Origin of the sequence: Paenibacillus sp. FSL H7-0323 (assembly GCF_038002725.1) — a bacterium.
In the GTDB taxonomy this organism is placed as follows: Bacteria; Bacillota; Bacilli; order Paenibacillales; family Paenibacillaceae; genus Paenibacillus_AQ; species Paenibacillus_AQ odorifer.
On sequence record NZ_JBBODB010000001.1, the window covers coordinates 1,506,536 to 1,522,700 of the forward strand.

The 16,165-nt window shown below is 45.1% G+C and carries 12 protein-coding genes; 10 read left to right on the forward strand and 2 right to left on the reverse strand.

Features of this window, described 5'->3' with window-relative positions:
- Window positions 1–124 precede the first annotated feature (124 nt).
- A complete protein-coding gene (locus tag MHH89_RS06950; protein ID WP_341086685.1) occupies window positions 125–1,303 on the reverse strand; it encodes a serine hydrolase domain-containing protein in 1,179 nt (392 codons plus the stop codon).
- Window positions 1,304–1,635: 332 nt separating this feature from the next.
- On the opposite strand from MHH89_RS06950, the gene MHH89_RS06955 reads away from it, so the two are divergent.
- Both MHH89_RS06955 and MHH89_RS06960 read left to right on the forward strand, forming a co-directional pair.
- A complete protein-coding gene (locus tag MHH89_RS06955) occupies window positions 1,636–3,555 on the forward strand; it encodes an AraC family transcriptional regulator (RefSeq protein WP_341086686.1) in 1,920 nt (639 codons plus the stop codon).
- Between the two features lie 273 nt (window positions 3,556–3,828).
- Window positions 3,829–7,125, forward strand: coding sequence for a chitinase N-terminal domain-containing protein (locus tag MHH89_RS06960; RefSeq protein ID WP_341086687.1), 3,297 nt, complete (start codon window positions 3,829–3,831; stop codon window positions 7,123–7,125).
- A 136-nt stretch (window positions 7,126–7,261) separates the two neighbouring features.
- Here the strand turns inward: MHH89_RS06960 and MHH89_RS06965 are convergent, their stop codons facing one another.
- Complete coding sequence (locus MHH89_RS06965; protein ID WP_076307858.1) at window positions 7,262–7,957, reverse strand: hypothetical protein; 696 nt, start codon at window positions 7,955–7,957, stop codon at window positions 7,262–7,264.
- A 239-nt stretch (window positions 7,958–8,196) separates the two neighbouring features.
- Between MHH89_RS06965 and nikB the strand changes: the two genes are divergently transcribed.
- The 8 genes from nikB to MHH89_RS07005 all read left to right on the forward strand — a co-directional run bounded on the left by nikB (window position 8,197) and on the right by MHH89_RS07005 (window position 16,119).
- Window positions 8,197–9,135: a nickel ABC transporter permease gene (gene nikB, locus MHH89_RS06970; protein ID WP_341086688.1), complete on the forward strand. Its 939-nt coding sequence runs from the start codon at window positions 8,197–8,199 to the stop codon at window positions 9,133–9,135.
- A gap of 32 nt (window positions 9,136–9,167) precedes the next feature.
- Window positions 9,168–10,004: a nickel transporter permease gene (nikC, locus tag MHH89_RS06975; RefSeq protein WP_341088796.1), complete on the forward strand. Its 837-nt coding sequence runs from the start codon at window positions 9,168–9,170 to the stop codon at window positions 10,002–10,004.
- Window positions 10,001–10,786 carry an ABC transporter ATP-binding protein gene (locus tag MHH89_RS06980; RefSeq protein ID WP_076126508.1) on the forward strand — a complete coding sequence of 262 codons (786 nt, stop codon included), beginning with the start codon at window positions 10,001–10,003 and terminating at the stop codon, window positions 10,784–10,786. Before nikC ends, MHH89_RS06980 begins: the two co-directional genes overlap by 4 nt.
- A 37-nt stretch (window positions 10,787–10,823) precedes the next feature.
- A complete protein-coding gene (locus MHH89_RS06985; RefSeq protein ID WP_341086689.1) occupies window positions 10,824–11,672 on the forward strand; it encodes an ATP-binding cassette domain-containing protein in 849 nt (282 codons plus the stop codon).
- An 18-nt stretch (window positions 11,673–11,690) separates the two neighbouring features.
- A complete protein-coding gene (locus tag MHH89_RS06990) occupies window positions 11,691–13,364 on the forward strand; it encodes a nickel ABC transporter substrate-binding protein (RefSeq protein WP_341086691.1) in 1,674 nt (557 codons plus the stop codon).
- Window positions 13,364–14,116 carry a class I SAM-dependent methyltransferase gene (locus MHH89_RS06995; RefSeq protein ID WP_341086694.1) on the forward strand — a complete coding sequence of 251 codons (753 nt, stop codon included), beginning with the start codon at window positions 13,364–13,366 and terminating at the stop codon, window positions 14,114–14,116. The genes MHH89_RS06990 and MHH89_RS06995 overlap by 1 nt, the downstream gene beginning before the upstream one ends.
- Before the next feature lie 7 nt (window positions 14,117–14,123).
- Window positions 14,124–14,873, forward strand: coding sequence for a class I SAM-dependent methyltransferase (locus MHH89_RS07000; protein ID WP_341086696.1), 750 nt, complete (start codon window positions 14,124–14,126; stop codon window positions 14,871–14,873).
- A 256-nt stretch (window positions 14,874–15,129) separates the two neighbouring features.
- Window positions 15,130–16,119: an alpha/beta fold hydrolase gene (locus MHH89_RS07005; RefSeq protein ID WP_341086698.1), complete on the forward strand. Its 990-nt coding sequence runs from the start codon at window positions 15,130–15,132 to the stop codon at window positions 16,117–16,119.
- Window positions 16,120–16,165: the final 46 nt, after the last annotated feature.

The following is a 16,165-nucleotide window of genomic DNA, read 5'->3' on the forward strand; positions in this document are numbered from 1 at the left end:
AGTAGATCCCATTTACGTTGAAAATTCATTAATAAAAACGAAATTCGCGCTGATAAACTTTATAGTTTCTTTATATTTAAAAAAAAGACACGCACGATTTCACATATCGTACGTGTCTTTCGTCTTATTTTAAACTACTAAACACTATATTGCGTAGCTTACGCGTGATCGACATAGTACCAGCATCTTTTTTCTGGACCATAAATAGTATTGATAAATCATCTTGAGGACTGTTAGTAAAATAGGCACCTAACCAACCATCCCAACCATATTCGCCAATGCTACCAATGAACCCGGCTTTCGCAGGGTCAGTCATAATACGCATCTGATTCCCGTAGCTGTGACCACACAAGGTATGCCAATTATCGAAACCTTTCTGTTGCCTATTTGTTAATGATGCTGAGGTCAAAAAGTCAATTGATCTAGGTTTCATGAGTTGAACCCCGTTAAAGGTCCCTTGATTTAACAGCATCATTGTAAATTTAGCTGTATCATCAATAGTTGATGCTAAGCCCGCACCTCCTGATTCAAACGCTGGCGTCCGATCCATCTGATGAATGATACCAAGATGATTTCCTGAGTATAGTTTCAATCGTCCTGCACCATCATCCTGATATGTTTTGGCTAAACGGTTTCTCTTATCCTCTGTCAACCAAAAATCTGTATCCTGCATATCCAAAGGAATAAATAGTTCCTTTTTCAAGAATTGCCCAAACCGCATTCCACTAACTGCCTCGATAATTGCACCTAGTATATCTGCCGAAGCTCCATATTGCCAGTTTGAGCCTGGATCAAACGATAGAGGACCTTGTCCCATTCGACTGGCAAATTCCAACGTACTCATTGGATTTCCACTTAACAAACGGGAGTCCAATTCTTGAAAAAGTTCATATGAATGTTGACCAGCTAAATCAGGACCATCATAAAGAATTCCCGATGTCATATTTAGTAAATCGTGAATATTGACATCACGGCTCGCCTGAACTAATTTACCATAACTAACGACCAACTGGTTCTTGAAAGTAGGTATGTACTTGCTGATTGGATCAAATAAGTCAATTTCTCCTCGTTCTAGCAACATCATAATAGCAGTGGCAGTGACCGGCTTTGTCATTGAATATAGTCTATAAATTGAATCCCTTGTAATAGGGCGTCCCGTCTCAAGATCAGCCAATCCATCATTGTGATAAAAAGCTTCTTTACCATTCTTAATTACCATAATGCTTGCACCTGCGATTTCATAATTGTTTATACTCGCTTTTAATGTTCCTTTTAATTGGGCGATTGTGTTTATATCCAGCATTCCCCGAACAACCTCTTTTCTAAATAAATTTCACTAGCCAAGTAATAGATTAATCCTGTATTTATTTGTTAACCATGAGTAAAAGAAATCTCATACAAATCAATATACAGAATTAAAAAATACAAATATATATAAAATTCCCGCAGTTCAATACAGAATTATTATTATATTGACTTATAGCAAAGAGACGATAACGGTTGACTACCGCATGTCGCTCCACCATCTACAATTGAAAGAGGAACGTAGTAGAGACAAATAAACGAAATAAGCTGTTATTGATAATGGTTATCATTTATGATGAGGATTAGACAGATAACGGAGGGGTAGTCATTATGTACAAAAGCAATGAAATATTGCTTTGGGACCAAGCGACGGTCAAGTTATTGGATGTGCGCCATATTGAAAGGGTTCAAGGCGAAATTCTTCATAAGTACAAGATTCCTGCCAGTATATTTTTACTTTCGGTACAAGGGAGCGCTCAAGTTCAGTTAGATCACTCTGAATTTTCTTTTACAGGATTTCAAGTCCTGCATAGCGGGAAAGGGGCGATACTTAATATTGTTCCGACAAGTAAGAATTTTGTTTACTATATCATTTATTACCGTGCATGGATTCAAGAGGAGGATCTGTTCCAATCACAATATTGTTTTTCCCCTGATGCACCCATTTTACTTTATAACAAAATGCAATTGATGTATCAAAAATGGAACGAGCAAGAAGAGAGACTCAACGTAAAATCACTTTTTTATCAATTCATTCATCAGGTTTTAAAAGAATTACATAGAAAAGAGACTGAGGTGAAACAGACCAGTGTTGCAGTCCAAGTAATCACCTACATTCAGGAGTACTATGCGGAGCCAATTACATTAGATTCTCTTGCGGAAGTATTTAATTTCAGTGCTTATCATTTGTCATCCTTGTTTAAAGAGTACACAGGTATGAGTCCGATTGATTACTTAATTCGGTTTCGGCTTGAACTTGCAACAGAGCTTTTAATGACAACAGATGCTTCGGTCGGGGAAATATCAGCAAGCGTTGGTTATAAAGACGTATATTATTTCAGCCGAATTTTCAAGAAAAGAAAAGGTGTATCCCCTGCACATTTTAGAACAAAAGAGTCACAGCGGCCAAAAGTTGCTGAAAGTCCATTAAACTTCCCCACATCCTCTATTTTTGAACCCATCGTTCAACAGTATATTAATAATGATAATCATTATCATAATACGGAAAAAGGGGAATTACATATGTTTAAAATGACAAAATCTCAGACGACGGCTGCTTTACTGCTTTGCGGTTCTCTATTATTAGGTGCTTGCTCAAGTGGGACGGGTACTGCTACGAAGGAACAAAGTAATGGAAATGGAACCGTAAATCAAGCAACATCAGAAGATAGTACGAACACTCGAATAGTATCAACGCCTAAGGGAGATGTGGAAGTACCAGCAGAGCCGAAAAGAGTGGCGGCTGACCAATATATGGGGCATTTATTGAAATTAGGAATTGTACCCATCGGAGCAAGAACGTTTATGCTGGATGAAGGCTGGATGGAAAAAGCGGACATACCCAAAGAAACGATCGAGAAAATTGAGGATTTAGGGGATTTCCCTTTAAATCTGGAAAAATTAACGATGCTAGATCCGGACTTAATTATCGGTTCGATCGATGAGAACATAGAACAATATGAGAAAATTGGGACCACTGTTTTTCTGCCTTATTGGGAGGGGTTAAAAACAGCAGGGCCGCTTGTTAAATTTAGGAGTGTAAGCAAAATATTCGGAAAAGAAAAAGAAGCAGAAGAATGGATTACGGAATATGAACAGAAAGTAGCTGAAGCAAAGTCTAAACTTGCCGGGGTTATCAAGGAAGGGGAAACCGTTTCGATTGTTCAGTTTTCACAAAAGGCGGTATACGTCTTAGCGGCAAAGGGAGGAAACTATGGTTCTTCCACTATATACAATATGCTTCAGCTACCTCCAACAGAAAGTGCAAAAAATATGGCGGAGGGATTTGAATCGATTTCATTAGAAGTGCTTCCAGAATATTTAGGTGATTATGTTTTTGTTTATAATGGCGATGCGGATGCTACCAATAAAGCAATGGAAAGTAACATATGGAAAGGCATCCCTGCAGTGAAAAATGGTAAAGTTTATTTGTATGGTGATAATTATCATGATGAATTCGTAATGGAAGATCCTTTTTCATTAGAGCTTCAGCTTGATACGATTGTGAATTTGTTACTTGGTTATCAGTAAATTAGGAGAGAGCGAAACGGAGCATTTATCCGTTTCGTTTTTTTTTGCTAATATGCCGATAGTCCAATCCTTCATCATAAGCCTCAGCAACTGTGACTTTTTTCATAATACCCTTTCTATATTCGACCCGTTTTATAGGCCAAAAGTATAATTTTTACAGAAGTTTACATAAATCTATCTTTTTTTTAATTGTTTTGAGATAGGATAGTAGATGTCTAGCAGGTGGGTATTTATGGTAATTACTCACCGGACTATATCTTGAGGAGGAAGGGTATGAAGGAGAAGAATTCAGTTTGGAAAAAGAGGCTGATGAACAGCACTCTAGCTGTGGCGGTGGCCGTACCACTTCAGCTGTTCACGTTCGGAGCCGGTTCGGCGGTATTCGCAGAAGGACCAAACGATCCTGCGCCGTACATTGAGGCCAAAGTCGTCAATGAGCATGCAGGCCAGAAGATCCTGTTCGACAACACCCATGAGCAGACTGCGGGAGCAGCCGATTGGGTGATTGACGGCGCTTTTTCAGACTTTGGGAATGCCCTTGCCCAGGAAGGCTATTATGTCAAAGAACTCCGCAAGACGACTCCAATTACTTTGAGTGATCTTTCCGATTATGATGTCTACATCGTCGCCGAATCCAACGTGCCCTACAAAGCAAGCGAGCAGCTTGCGATGGCGGAATATGTGGAGGATGGCGGCAGTATTTTCTTCATCGGTGACCATTATAACGCCGACCGCAACAAAAACCGCTGGGATGGTTCAGAAGCTTTCAACGGCTACCGCCGTGGAGCATGGGACAATCCAGCCAAAGGCATGAATGCCGATGAGGTCGCTTCTGCAGCCATGCAGGGTGTGGTTAGCTCTGACTGGCTGGCGGACGAGTTCGGTGTCCGTTTCCGCTACAATGCGCTTGGCGACATTAACGCAACCAACGTCGTAGCTCCCGATCAAGCCTTCGGCATTACAACGGGCGTATCAGCGGTAGCTATGCATGCCGGTTCCACGCTGGCCATTCTAGACCCAACCCGTGCGAAAGGTATCGTCTACCTGCCGCAAACCAATGCTGCCTGGGCCAATGCCGTAGACCAGGGGGTCTATAACGGCGGCGGTGTGGCAGAAGGTCCCTATGTGGCAGTTGCTAAAAAAGGCGCCGGCAAGGCAGCCTTCATCGGTGACTCATCTCCTGTAGAGGATGCAACACCGAAATACCTGCGCGAAGATACCGGCGCCAAGAAAACAACTTACGATGGCTTCAAGGAAGTGGACGATGCCACACTGCTGGTTAACACCGTGAACTGGCTCGCCGAGCAGGAGAGCTATACGGATTTCACCCAGGTGAATGGCCTGACGCTAGATCAGCCGACAACACTGCTGCCATTCGAGGAGCCGGCGCTGTCCACTGAGCCGCAGCCGGAGCCTTGGGCTCAACCTAATGCTGGCTACAAATGGTATGATCGCAGCACCTTCAAAGCAGGCTCCTACGGCGGACCGGCAGCCACTGCAAGTGCGGTTTATAACTTCACGCACCAGGCTGTGCTGCCAAATGCACAGAATTTTCAGATTCGGGTGAGTGCAGATAATCTTCCTGCAGGCACAAGCGTATCCGGCTTCCAGGTAGGTGTCTACCAGGTAAGCAGCGGCGCCCAAATCGCCAAGATTCAGAACAGCGACGGTACCTGGCCAAGCAGCTACGGCTATAGCTCCTCATTCAATCTGACAGCTGATCTGAACGGTCATGCCTATAAGGATCTGACGATCCAGATCAAGCCGGGCACCACAGCTGCATCCAATCTGCGCCTCCGCCAGAACAGTACAAACCTCAAGACTGAATCGGTGACGCTGGGCAATGTTCCTGCTGAACCGCTTCCGGCTGAGGAAGATCCCATTCCGGCTACAATCTCTATCAGCGACTCCCGGGCTAAGGCAGCCGGATCACTGGTAACGGTGGAGGGGACCGTGACGACTGAGCCGGGTATCTTCGGCGGACAGTCCTTCTATCTCCAAGATGGAACTGGTGGGGTTTATGTCTTTCAGAGTCAGAGCGGCTTCCACGTTGGCGATAAGGTCAAGGTAACAGCGTCCACCGCATTGTACAACACAGAGCTGGAGCTGACAGAAGCAGTGCAAATTGCGAAGACGGGCACGGCGACACTGCCGCAGCCGATTGCGGCGAGTATGGTGAATGATGCCAACCAAGGCCAATTGGTTCAACTGAACGGTGTGACCGTGGCGAACATTATCAACGCTACGCCAAGCGGCTCCTTTGAATTCGACGCCGTCAATGCCGACGGGACAAGCAATCATGTGCGCGTGGATGCCCGGACAGGCATTACTAAGGATAACTTCCCTTATACAGAAGGACAGAAACTTAATATTACAGGTGTTTCCGCAATTTTTAAAGGCATCTACCAGCTCAAGCCGAGAAGCCTCGATGACTTCGCCGCAGCAGCAGAAGAGGGGGCTCCGGTAACAACGGCGACGCTTTCTGCCGAGCCTAATGCTTCCGGCTGGTTTAACCAGCCGGTCACCGTTACCCTGAAGGCGAATACAGATACAGCTAATGTTTATTACTCGCTGAACGGCAACAAGGAAGCTGAGTACAGTACACCTGTGGACCTGAAGGAAGATGGGCGGCATACATTGACATACCATGCTGTGCCGGCAAAAGGCAAAGCGGAAGATCTAAAGACGCTGAACCTCAATATTGATACGGCTCCACCGGTTGCCGAACTGAAAGAATCCGGTCATGAGGTGAGAGATGTAGAAGAAGGAGCACAGCTTTCCTTTGAATTGACTGCTGACGATGTATTGTCAGGTGTCACCTCGAAACAGCTTCTATTAGATGGAAGACCGATTGCCGAAGGCCAGACCCTGAGCGCCGCCGATTTAGGCGCCGGCCCCCACACCGTGAAATACATCGTGCATGACGCGGCCGGCAATACGACTGAAAAGAGCAATACGTTCCAGGTTATTGGCGGCCAGGTGATTGCGACTGGTAAGCCAGGACAAGCTGTGCTATCCTCCAACAGCAGCTATGCTAATGGACTTAGTGATGGTAACTATACAGTCACCATGAACCTATGGTGGGGTAATAACGGCACGAGTTACAAACTCTATGAGAACGGCACACTGATTGATTCCAAGACACTGAAAGATGTATCGCCGGCTGCCCAGACGGCAAGTACAGAGCTTCATGGTAAGGTGAACGGCACTTATGTTTACACTGCGGAGTTAATCAACAAATATGGCACGACCAAGAGCGATCCGCTTACGGTCACCATAAGTGACTCCGCGCCGGGCAAGCCGATACTATCCGAAGATAACTGGGACGGAGATGGCACCTATAAGGTGTCGATGAATCTGTGGTGGGGGACTAACGCTACAGAATACCGCCTGTATGAGAACGGGGAGCTCATCGACTCGCAGCCGCTGAATGCCCATACGCCTTCGGCACAAAGTGCAGCAACCACTATCAGCGGACGCACTGCCGGTGTGTACGAATATCGGGCGGAGCTGGTCAACGCGGCGGGAGTGACTGCCAGTGATACGATCAAGGTAACGGTCATCCGCTAAACAGACTGACAGTAACAATAAAAGTAAAAAACGAAGAGCGCCGGATTCCAGGCCGCTCTTCGTTTTTTACATTACCATTAGTTCAATTGTGCCTGCTAAAAGCCCTGGTTCGCACCAGGGCTGCAAATCATGTGGATTATAGGCCGCTATCATCGGTAGTTTCGTAACCATAGTCGAAGGTCTCGATAGTACCATCATCATATTGAAGTGTGAGCTGGTCAATAATTATCGTATGTATTGTATTCTGATATGTAAAATCACTGAAAATAAATAAAGTATCATTGGGCTCAACCGGCCCCACATATTTAAGCGAAAAGCTGCTCTTGCCGTTCAGCTGATCATTGGAAGGATCGCCTACTGGATTAAACGTGCTGATGTGGGCAGTGTAATAATTGATCCTTTTTCCAGTTAAGTTGTCAGCTTCCCAAGTAAGCTTAACAGCATCGGCAGAGTTCGTACTATACTTGAATTCTAATGGCGCACCAATCCCTTGACCGGATGGGGTATCTGCTACTGACAGATCTTCAGAGTCATCACCAACGGGTCCAGTATCATCGTCCGAAGGCATATCTTCCAAGACAACGGCTTCCGGGGAAGGTGAAGGTGAAGATTCAGTAGGATCTGATTCAATAGGATTGGATCCAGTAGTGTTGGATTCAGCAGCAATAGCAGCTTTATCTGCGGTACTAGGCGGTATTTCTTCGATAACGGGATTACTTGCCACAGTCTGCCCATTCAAGCGTGTTTCAACGCTAGGGGCCACGTAAATTCCTAAAAGAAAAGCTATCATGATGGATAAAACATAGATGAGGACTAGATTGAACCGACTCAAATACACACTTCCTTTATTGTTATTTTTAATATGAACCTACTTATAATGACATGATTCCTAAGGATTTGACAATATTATTGTGAAAAATAGTTGCGACTGTGCAGAGACCAAATGTTTAAAGATCAACTCATTTAATAGGGGTTGATTTTTTTATGTCCTACATAAAATAAATCAATTTAAGACTATTAATTTAAAAAGATTATGCTATAATCGTAATTATTACGATTAAGATTTTGGAGTTGAATGCCATCAATCGATACTTGTTGCAACGCTTATTGCAGCTCATCCCCGTGATGCTCGGCATCTCTTGCATTACCTTTGCGCTGATGCATTTAACACCAGGTGATCCAGCGGAGATCATGCTGCGTGCTGACGGCATCAAACCTACGCAGGAAGCTATTGAGGCGACCAGACATACACTTGGTCTGGATGGTCCTGTACATAAGCAATATTTTCACTGGTTGAACCGGGTATCCCATCTCGATTTTGGCTTATCTTACAGCAGCGGTCGTCCAGTATTCACAGAGCTGATGAGTCGTTTTCCGGCAACTATACTGCTCAGTGCCTGTTCCGTATTGTCCGCTATTCTTATTGCCCTGCCGATAGGAGTGGGGTCTGCATTATATCCGGGTAGAATGCTTGATCGACTGGGAAGAGTATGTGCAATGCTCAGTGTTTCAATGCCAGGATACTGGCTAAGTCTGCTTCTGATTTATTATGGTGCGGTGAAGTTTAAGCTATTTCCTGTGATGGGAATGGATGGGGTATCCAGTGTCATTCTACCTGCCCTCACACTAGGATTTGGTATGGCAGGAGTCTACATCCGCTTGATTCGTTCCAGTCTCCTAGACGTTTTGGGCAAGCGTTACATCACAGCAGCTAGAGCTAAGGGGCTGCAGGAATGGAGAATAATCATTCGGCATGCACTTCGTAATGCGCTTCTTCCGAGTCTTACCCTCCTTGGGGTTAACATAGCGGGGCTATTAGGCGGTTCCGTTATTGTTGAAACTATATTTTCTTGGCCGGGAATTGGTAAGTATGCCGTTGAGGCGATTTTTGCGAAAGACTATATTGTCATTCAGGGTTACGTATTATGGATGGCTGTTGTCGTTGTCCTGATTAACTTGACAGTGGATTTATTACATCTGCTGCTGGATCCGCGAATCAGGCTGCGGTGACGATTTAGAAGGAGCGGATTGTCATATTTCGTATTAGCTTATTTAAGAATAAGGGAGCAAGGTTAGGAGCGGGCATAGTACTTTTGTTCATATCCGTTGGACTCTTTGCCCCATGGCTCTCACCTTCCGATCCGCTGCAGATTCACATGGAACTCAAACTGGCTACACCTTCCTGGCAATACCCGCTCGGTACGGATCATCTGGGACGTTGTGTCTTATCCCGATTAATCTATGGGACCCGAACCTCCCTGAATGATTCGTTTATGGTGTTGATCGTTGTTTTTGCGATTAGCATCCCTGTTGGTTTACTGGCTGGTTACGCTGGCGGCAAGATCGATCATTTGATTATGCGGATCATAGATATATTGCTTGCCTTTCCCAGCTTAATCCTATCCCTTGCTATTACAGCCATGCTAGGTCCCAGTATGAAGAATCTGCTAATCGCATTTGCTGCTGTCTGGTGGACGGGGTATGCCAGAGTGATACGCAGTATGGTCCTTCAAATCAAGGAAAGTGAATATATTACAGCGGCCAAAGCGTCAGGCACTTCTCATTTACAAATTATTTTCAGGCATATTCTGCTGAACGCAGCCCGGCCTATTCTGGTTCTTGCTTCTATGGAAGTGGGTACGATTATGCTCTCCATTGCGGGTTTGTCCTTTCTGGGTTTGGGAGCTCAGCCGCCAACACCGGAATGGGGAGTAATGCTGAACGACAGCCGTGCCTATATTCAAACGGAGCCGCAATTGATGCTATTTCCGGGAATGATGATCATGCTGGCGGTTCTGGGCTTTAATCTGTTGGGAGAAGGCTTGCGACAACCAGAGCGTGCTTTCAATTCTGTAGTAAAGTGGGGGGCCAGAATATGATGGCAGAGTCTCCACTGCTGAAGGTCAGTCATTTACGCACCTGCTTTCACACAGGCAGTTATAAAGTTACAGCGGTTGATGATGTCAGTATCGAGGTGAAATCCCGGCAGATTGTCGCACTTGTAGGTGAGAGCGGCAGCGGTAAAAGTGTTACGGCAATGTCCATATTAGGATTAGTAGATTCTCCAGGCATAGTTGAGAGTGGAGAAATCTGGCTTAAGGGTAACAATCTACGTGAGTGCTCCAGCCGTCAGTTACAGAAGCTTCGGGGAACAGAAATGGCTGTTATCTTTCAAGATCCTATGAACGCGCTGAATCCGGTACTTACTATTGGCAGGCAGATCATGGAGACGATTAAACTGCACAAGCGTATATCGGGAAAAGAAGCAAAGCTGCTTGCCATGAGGCAGATGGAGCAAGCAGGGCTCAGCGAGCCTAAATTGCTTTTCAATAAATATCCTTTTCAAATTAGCGGTGGTATGTGTCAAAGAGTAATGATCGCCATCGCCCTGGTATCCGGAGCACAATTGCTAATTGCAGATGAGCCTACAACGGCATTGGATGTAACCATTCAAGCCCAGATTCTTAAAGAGCTAGACCGAATCAGATGGACGAACAATGTCGGCATCCTATTAATTACCCATGATCTTGGCGTTGTTGCGGAGCTTGCAGATTATGTATATGTGATGAAGTCCGGGAAGATTGTGGAATCAGGCAATGTGTTTGAACTCTTTTCTAATCCCGTGCATCCCTATACTAAATACTTAATGGAGTGCAGATAACAACGGTAATATTACATTTTTCAGGGACGTGGTGATCTTGAAGTTATTGGAAGCGGTAAGCCTGAACAAGAAATATGGGATGGAAAGGGGGTGGTTCACACGTAAAGCCAGAAGTGTTCATGCCGTCAACAACCTGTCTCTCAGTCTGGAGAGCGGTGAGACCCTTGGTTTAGTGGGGGAAAGTGGCTGTGGTAAGAGCACTTTGGCCAGACTTCTGCTGGGACTGGAGAAACCCTCCTCCGGAAGAGTTATGTACCGGAACGAGGATTATACGGATTGGACCTTTAGCGAAATGCGCATGATCCGCAGGAAGATGCAGATGGTGTTTCAGAACAGTCTGGCTTCATTTAATCCGTTGTTTACGGTAGAGCAGATTATCGGGGAGCCTCTTCAGAACTACGGAGAGAGGAAGGCTGGAGCCCGCAGGGCCACGGTAGCAGACACACTTGAGCTTGTGGGACTTGAACGGCAGCATATTCACCGCTATCCGCATGAACTCAGCGGCGGACAGCAGCAAAGGGTCGGAATTGCGCGCGCAATCGCCTTGCGGCCGGAGCTGATTATCTGCGATGAACCTTTCTCAAGTCTCGATGTCACCCTGCGAAAGCAAATGATGGATCTGCTGCAGGAGTTGAAGCATGAGCTGGGATTATCCTATGTATTCATTACACATGACTTGTCAGTTGTAAATCGTTTTTGCGACAGTGTGGCTGTGATGTGTCAAGGGGAAATTGTAGAGAAGCAATCGGGTGCAACCATATTGCAGCAAGCAGACCACCCCTATACAAGAACATTGCTCTCCTCGGTACCTGTGCAGGACCCCCGCTTAAGAAAGAAGAGACTGGGAGAGGAGTGGCAACCCAGCCATTCCTATGATGTTAAGTAGAGAAAGGATGTACCAAGAATGAGAACGAACCCTAAGACAAAAAACCTATTATCAAAATCGTTATTCTTTATGCTTCTTGTAATAGTTGTGTTGATATCAGGTTGCAGCAACAGTAATAACAGCAATTCTACGGCTAGAGCCAATAATACCGCCAATAATGAAGCTGCACAAGGATCTGAAGCTCAGGACAAGACAGTCACTGTTGCTATATCGTCTGATGCCGGTATAGACCGATTGGATGCCGGTGCCTATGATGGTTCGATGAATGTGCACGCGATGATATATGAGGGGTTAGTGGAGTATGGTGAAAAAGGCGAAATACTGCCGTCGCTTGCGGAGTCTTGGGATATTTCAGAAGATGGGAAAGTATATACGTTCCATCTTCGCCATGACGTCAAATTCTCTGACGGTACGGAGTTTAATGCCGACGCAGTTAAATTCTCCTTCGAACGCTGGATTAAGGATCCAGCCAATTCGTTAAATGTAGCAACTGCGATGCAATCCCTTGTTGTTGTGGACGAACATACGATTACAATGACATTCAACAAAGCGTATTATCCCTTCTTAACCGAGTTATCCTTTGCAAGACCGGTCCGAATTATCAGCCCTTCCGCTGTGGAACCCGCAGGAGATATTACGGGTAAATTCATCAAAGCGATTGGAACTGGCGCATGGATGGCAGAGAGCTACAAAACAGATCAGGAAGCCATACTCGTCAGAAATCCGAAGTATTGGGGAGAAATGCCGAAGCTGTCGAAAATTATTTTGAAGGTAATCCCAGATCCACAGTCCAGAGTACTAGCGCTGCAAGCTGGAGACATTGACATTGCCGGGGGACAAATGGGAAAGATTCCAGTCGAAAGCGTGCCAGTGATTGAAGCTGATTCTTCACTAACTTTGCAAAAAGCACAAGGAACAAACTCTCATTTCATGATCTTTAACTACAAAACGCCCGCACTTCAAGATCTGAATGTGCGCAAAGCTATCAATTTGGCAATTAATAAAAAAAGCATTGTCGAAGATCTTATGGACGGTATCGGCAGTGAAGCTCAAAGCCTGTTCCCGCTGACAGTTCCTTATGTGACGGAGTCCAATAATACTTGGTACGGCTTCAATCCGCTGGAAGCGAAGCAACTGCTAGCAGCTGCCGGTTACACGGATTCGGACGGAGATGGAATTGTACAGAAGGACGGAGCGCAGCTTGAGCTTAACTTCGTGCTGCAGCAGGCTGAATATCCCGAATGGAAGTCCATCAGTGAACTGGTTCAGTCTGAGTTAAAGGAGATTGGCATTAGAGTGAATCTTCAGGTTCTTGAGCCGAATGCTTATTATGATGTCTTATGGACAAGCAAAGCCTATGATCTAATCATGTACCGGACTTATGATGATGCTTATAATCCGCATGCATTCTTGCTGTCCCTATTTCATAAAACAGCTGACGCATCTGCTGTCGTATGGTCTGATCCTGGACTAGAATCACTGATTGACACAGCAGTAGGAACAACCGATATTCAGGAACGTCAGACCGCATATGACTCCATTTTCTCCAAATTGTATCAGGAGGCTATGTTTGCAGCTATTTATTTCCCTGACGATATCTTGGCAGTAAATAATAGAGTGACTGGATTTAAACCGGGGTACTCCACCTTTATGCCGGTCTTCTGGAATCTACTCGACATAGGAGAAAAATGATGTTAAAAGAGATTTCGAAATACTGGACATCAAGCTCGGAGAGTTATGACAAAGTCATACAGACTCAATTCCGCAGCAAAAAAACCATAAACCTCTGGAAACAACTGCTTATTAAAGGGTTGGGAACAACTCCCCAGCAAAAGGTGCTGGATGTGGGAACAGGGCCTGGCTTTTTCTCCATACTCTTATCACAGATGGGTCATCTGCCTACAGCGGTGGATACCTCTCAGGGAATGATCGATAGAGCTTCACGAAATTTTGAGAGTTATGGATATAAAGTTCCAGCTTATGTCGCTGATGCTGCCGATTTGCATATGGAGCTAGAGAATAGCTTTGAGGCAGTGGTCTGCAGGGATGTAGTATGGACGCTTCCTGATCCACAGAGGGCTTATGCTGAATGGTACCGGATTCTAAAACCGGGCGGGACCCTGATTGTTTTTGACGGCAACTATTTGTATAAAGAGAGCAAGACTGTATTCCGTAGACTTTGGTATGCCTTGTCCTGGACACTGATTCTGCTCACAGAACAAAGAATCCACCAGCGAAGCAGTCAAGATAAAAGCCTGCTAAGCGAGTTGCCATATGTTAATGTATTACGGCCTGAAGCTGACGAGACAGCGCTGAAACAGGCCGGGTTCCGAACCATAGATGTTCACCGGAACTTTATCCCTGCCTGTGCGATGCCGCTAGATTATTTGAAATACGGTTACCAGAATGTAAACCGGTTCATGATACTTGCCAAGAAGGAGTGAATGATAAATGGGTATACAACAAGAGGTGGAAATGTATTGGGAAGGCGAAGCCGAGCTGTACAGCGAAGGCATTCAGAAGGAACTCAACGGATTCCAGCGGGAAGCCTGGCTGAAGCTTATCCTCACTAATGCACCGCAGAAGGAAAGACTGCATGTCTTAGATATTGGCTGCGGTCCTGGCTTCTTCTCTGTGATTCTTTCGAGTGCCGGGCATCTGGTTACTGCGATCGATTGTACCGACAATATGCTGGAAGAAGCACGTGCCCACTCCATTCGGGAAGGTGTAACCGTTACTTTCCGCAAGATGGATTCGCACAAGCTTGACTTTGCTGCGGAGAGCTTCGATCTGATCGTGTGCCGCAATGTCACCTGGAGCCTTACCGATCCGCAGTCAGCCTACAAAGAGTGGAGAAGAGTACTTAAGCCTGGGGGACGGCTGCTGGTTTTTGATGCCAACTGGAATCGCCATCTCTGGGACGAAGAGATGCAGCAAAAGCGAGTAGAGGATCAGCAAACCTATGTAGATAAGGGCTTTGGTGAACTCCCGCATCATAAGGACATAGAGGAGACAGACCGTCTGAGTCTTGTATTGCCGCTGACCAGAGAATGGCGTCCCGAGTGGGATATACGGACTCTCAAAAAAGAAGGCTTCGCTAATATTTTTGCTGAAGAGAATTTGAACGCAAAAATTCTGGATGAGAAACAGCAAGTCTTAAACCGGTCAACACCGATATTCATGATTTGTGCTGAGAAATAATAGAATAGTGAGAACCTACACATATTAAATGAAGTATACAATAAAAAGCAGCGATCTCTAATGAGAATCGCTGCTTTTTGAGTAAAGGACAAGAACATTATTTCATTTCCGATTTGATGTTAATCTAAAACTTCTTTTTTTTGGGCTTGTTCATATTCCGTTCATATTGTCGTCACGAAGGGTACATCTTGATTGATTACACTTTGAATATGTCGTCAAGGCGGCACTTCAGATACAGGGACAAGGAAGGGAAGAGATGAACGTGGCAAATAAGGTGGAATTAAAAACAACAGGGACTAAGAGCCACAAGAAACGGAACCTATGGTTAAAAATAATCGGAGGTATTGTAGGGGCGCTCGTGTTGTTCATGGGCATCGTTTTTATCGTTGATTCTATTAGCGATGGGGTAGAGAAAAAGAAAATCGAATCGTATGGCCAGTATGTCAATGTGGATGGGAAAAAAATGAATGTGCTTATTCAAGGCAGCGGAGAACAAACGGTTGTACTCCTACCGGGACAAGGAACCCCGACGCCTGCACTTGATTTCAAATTGCTGATCGATGAAATTACCCCTAATTATAAAGTCGTGGTGGTCGAGCCTTTCGGTTATGGTTTGAGCGATGAAACCGAGAAGGAGAGAACGACTGAGAATATAGTAAGTGAGGTTCACGAAGCAGTGCAGCAACTGGGTTTAGACCGTTACATTCTAATGGGACATTCCATCGCGGGACTTTACGGAGCGACCTATGTGAACACATATCCGGATGAAGTTCTTGCTTTTGTCGGCATCGATAGCAGCGTTCCCAATCAACCCGGAATGGATGTCAAATTACCTTTGAACGCCATGAAATTTCTTCAAAAATCAGGTCTAATGAGATTGGTCCAAAAAGTGAGCGGAGATCCCTATGAATCGCTTGCGTTCGATGAGCATACCAAAGAACAGATGCGTTTGATTTCGAATCAAGTCGCGACCAATCCAACGTTGATGAATGAACTGGGCCACCTTGGTTCCAATTTCAAAAATGGAGAAAAAATCACAATGCCAAATGACTTGCCGCTGCTTCTCTTCGTTCAATCGAATAACGAGCACAATAAACAGTGGATTCCGCTGCATGAGGAGCAAGTCAAACAATCCGCACAGGGAAAAATGATCCCAATGGAGGGGTCCCACTATCTGCATCATACAAAATACAAAGAAATCGCTGAGGCATTCAAAGAGTACATGAAACAAATTCAAATTCAATAGTAGGGTTGATAATTAAACTGCGGAGCCGAACTTGGTTCCGTGGTTT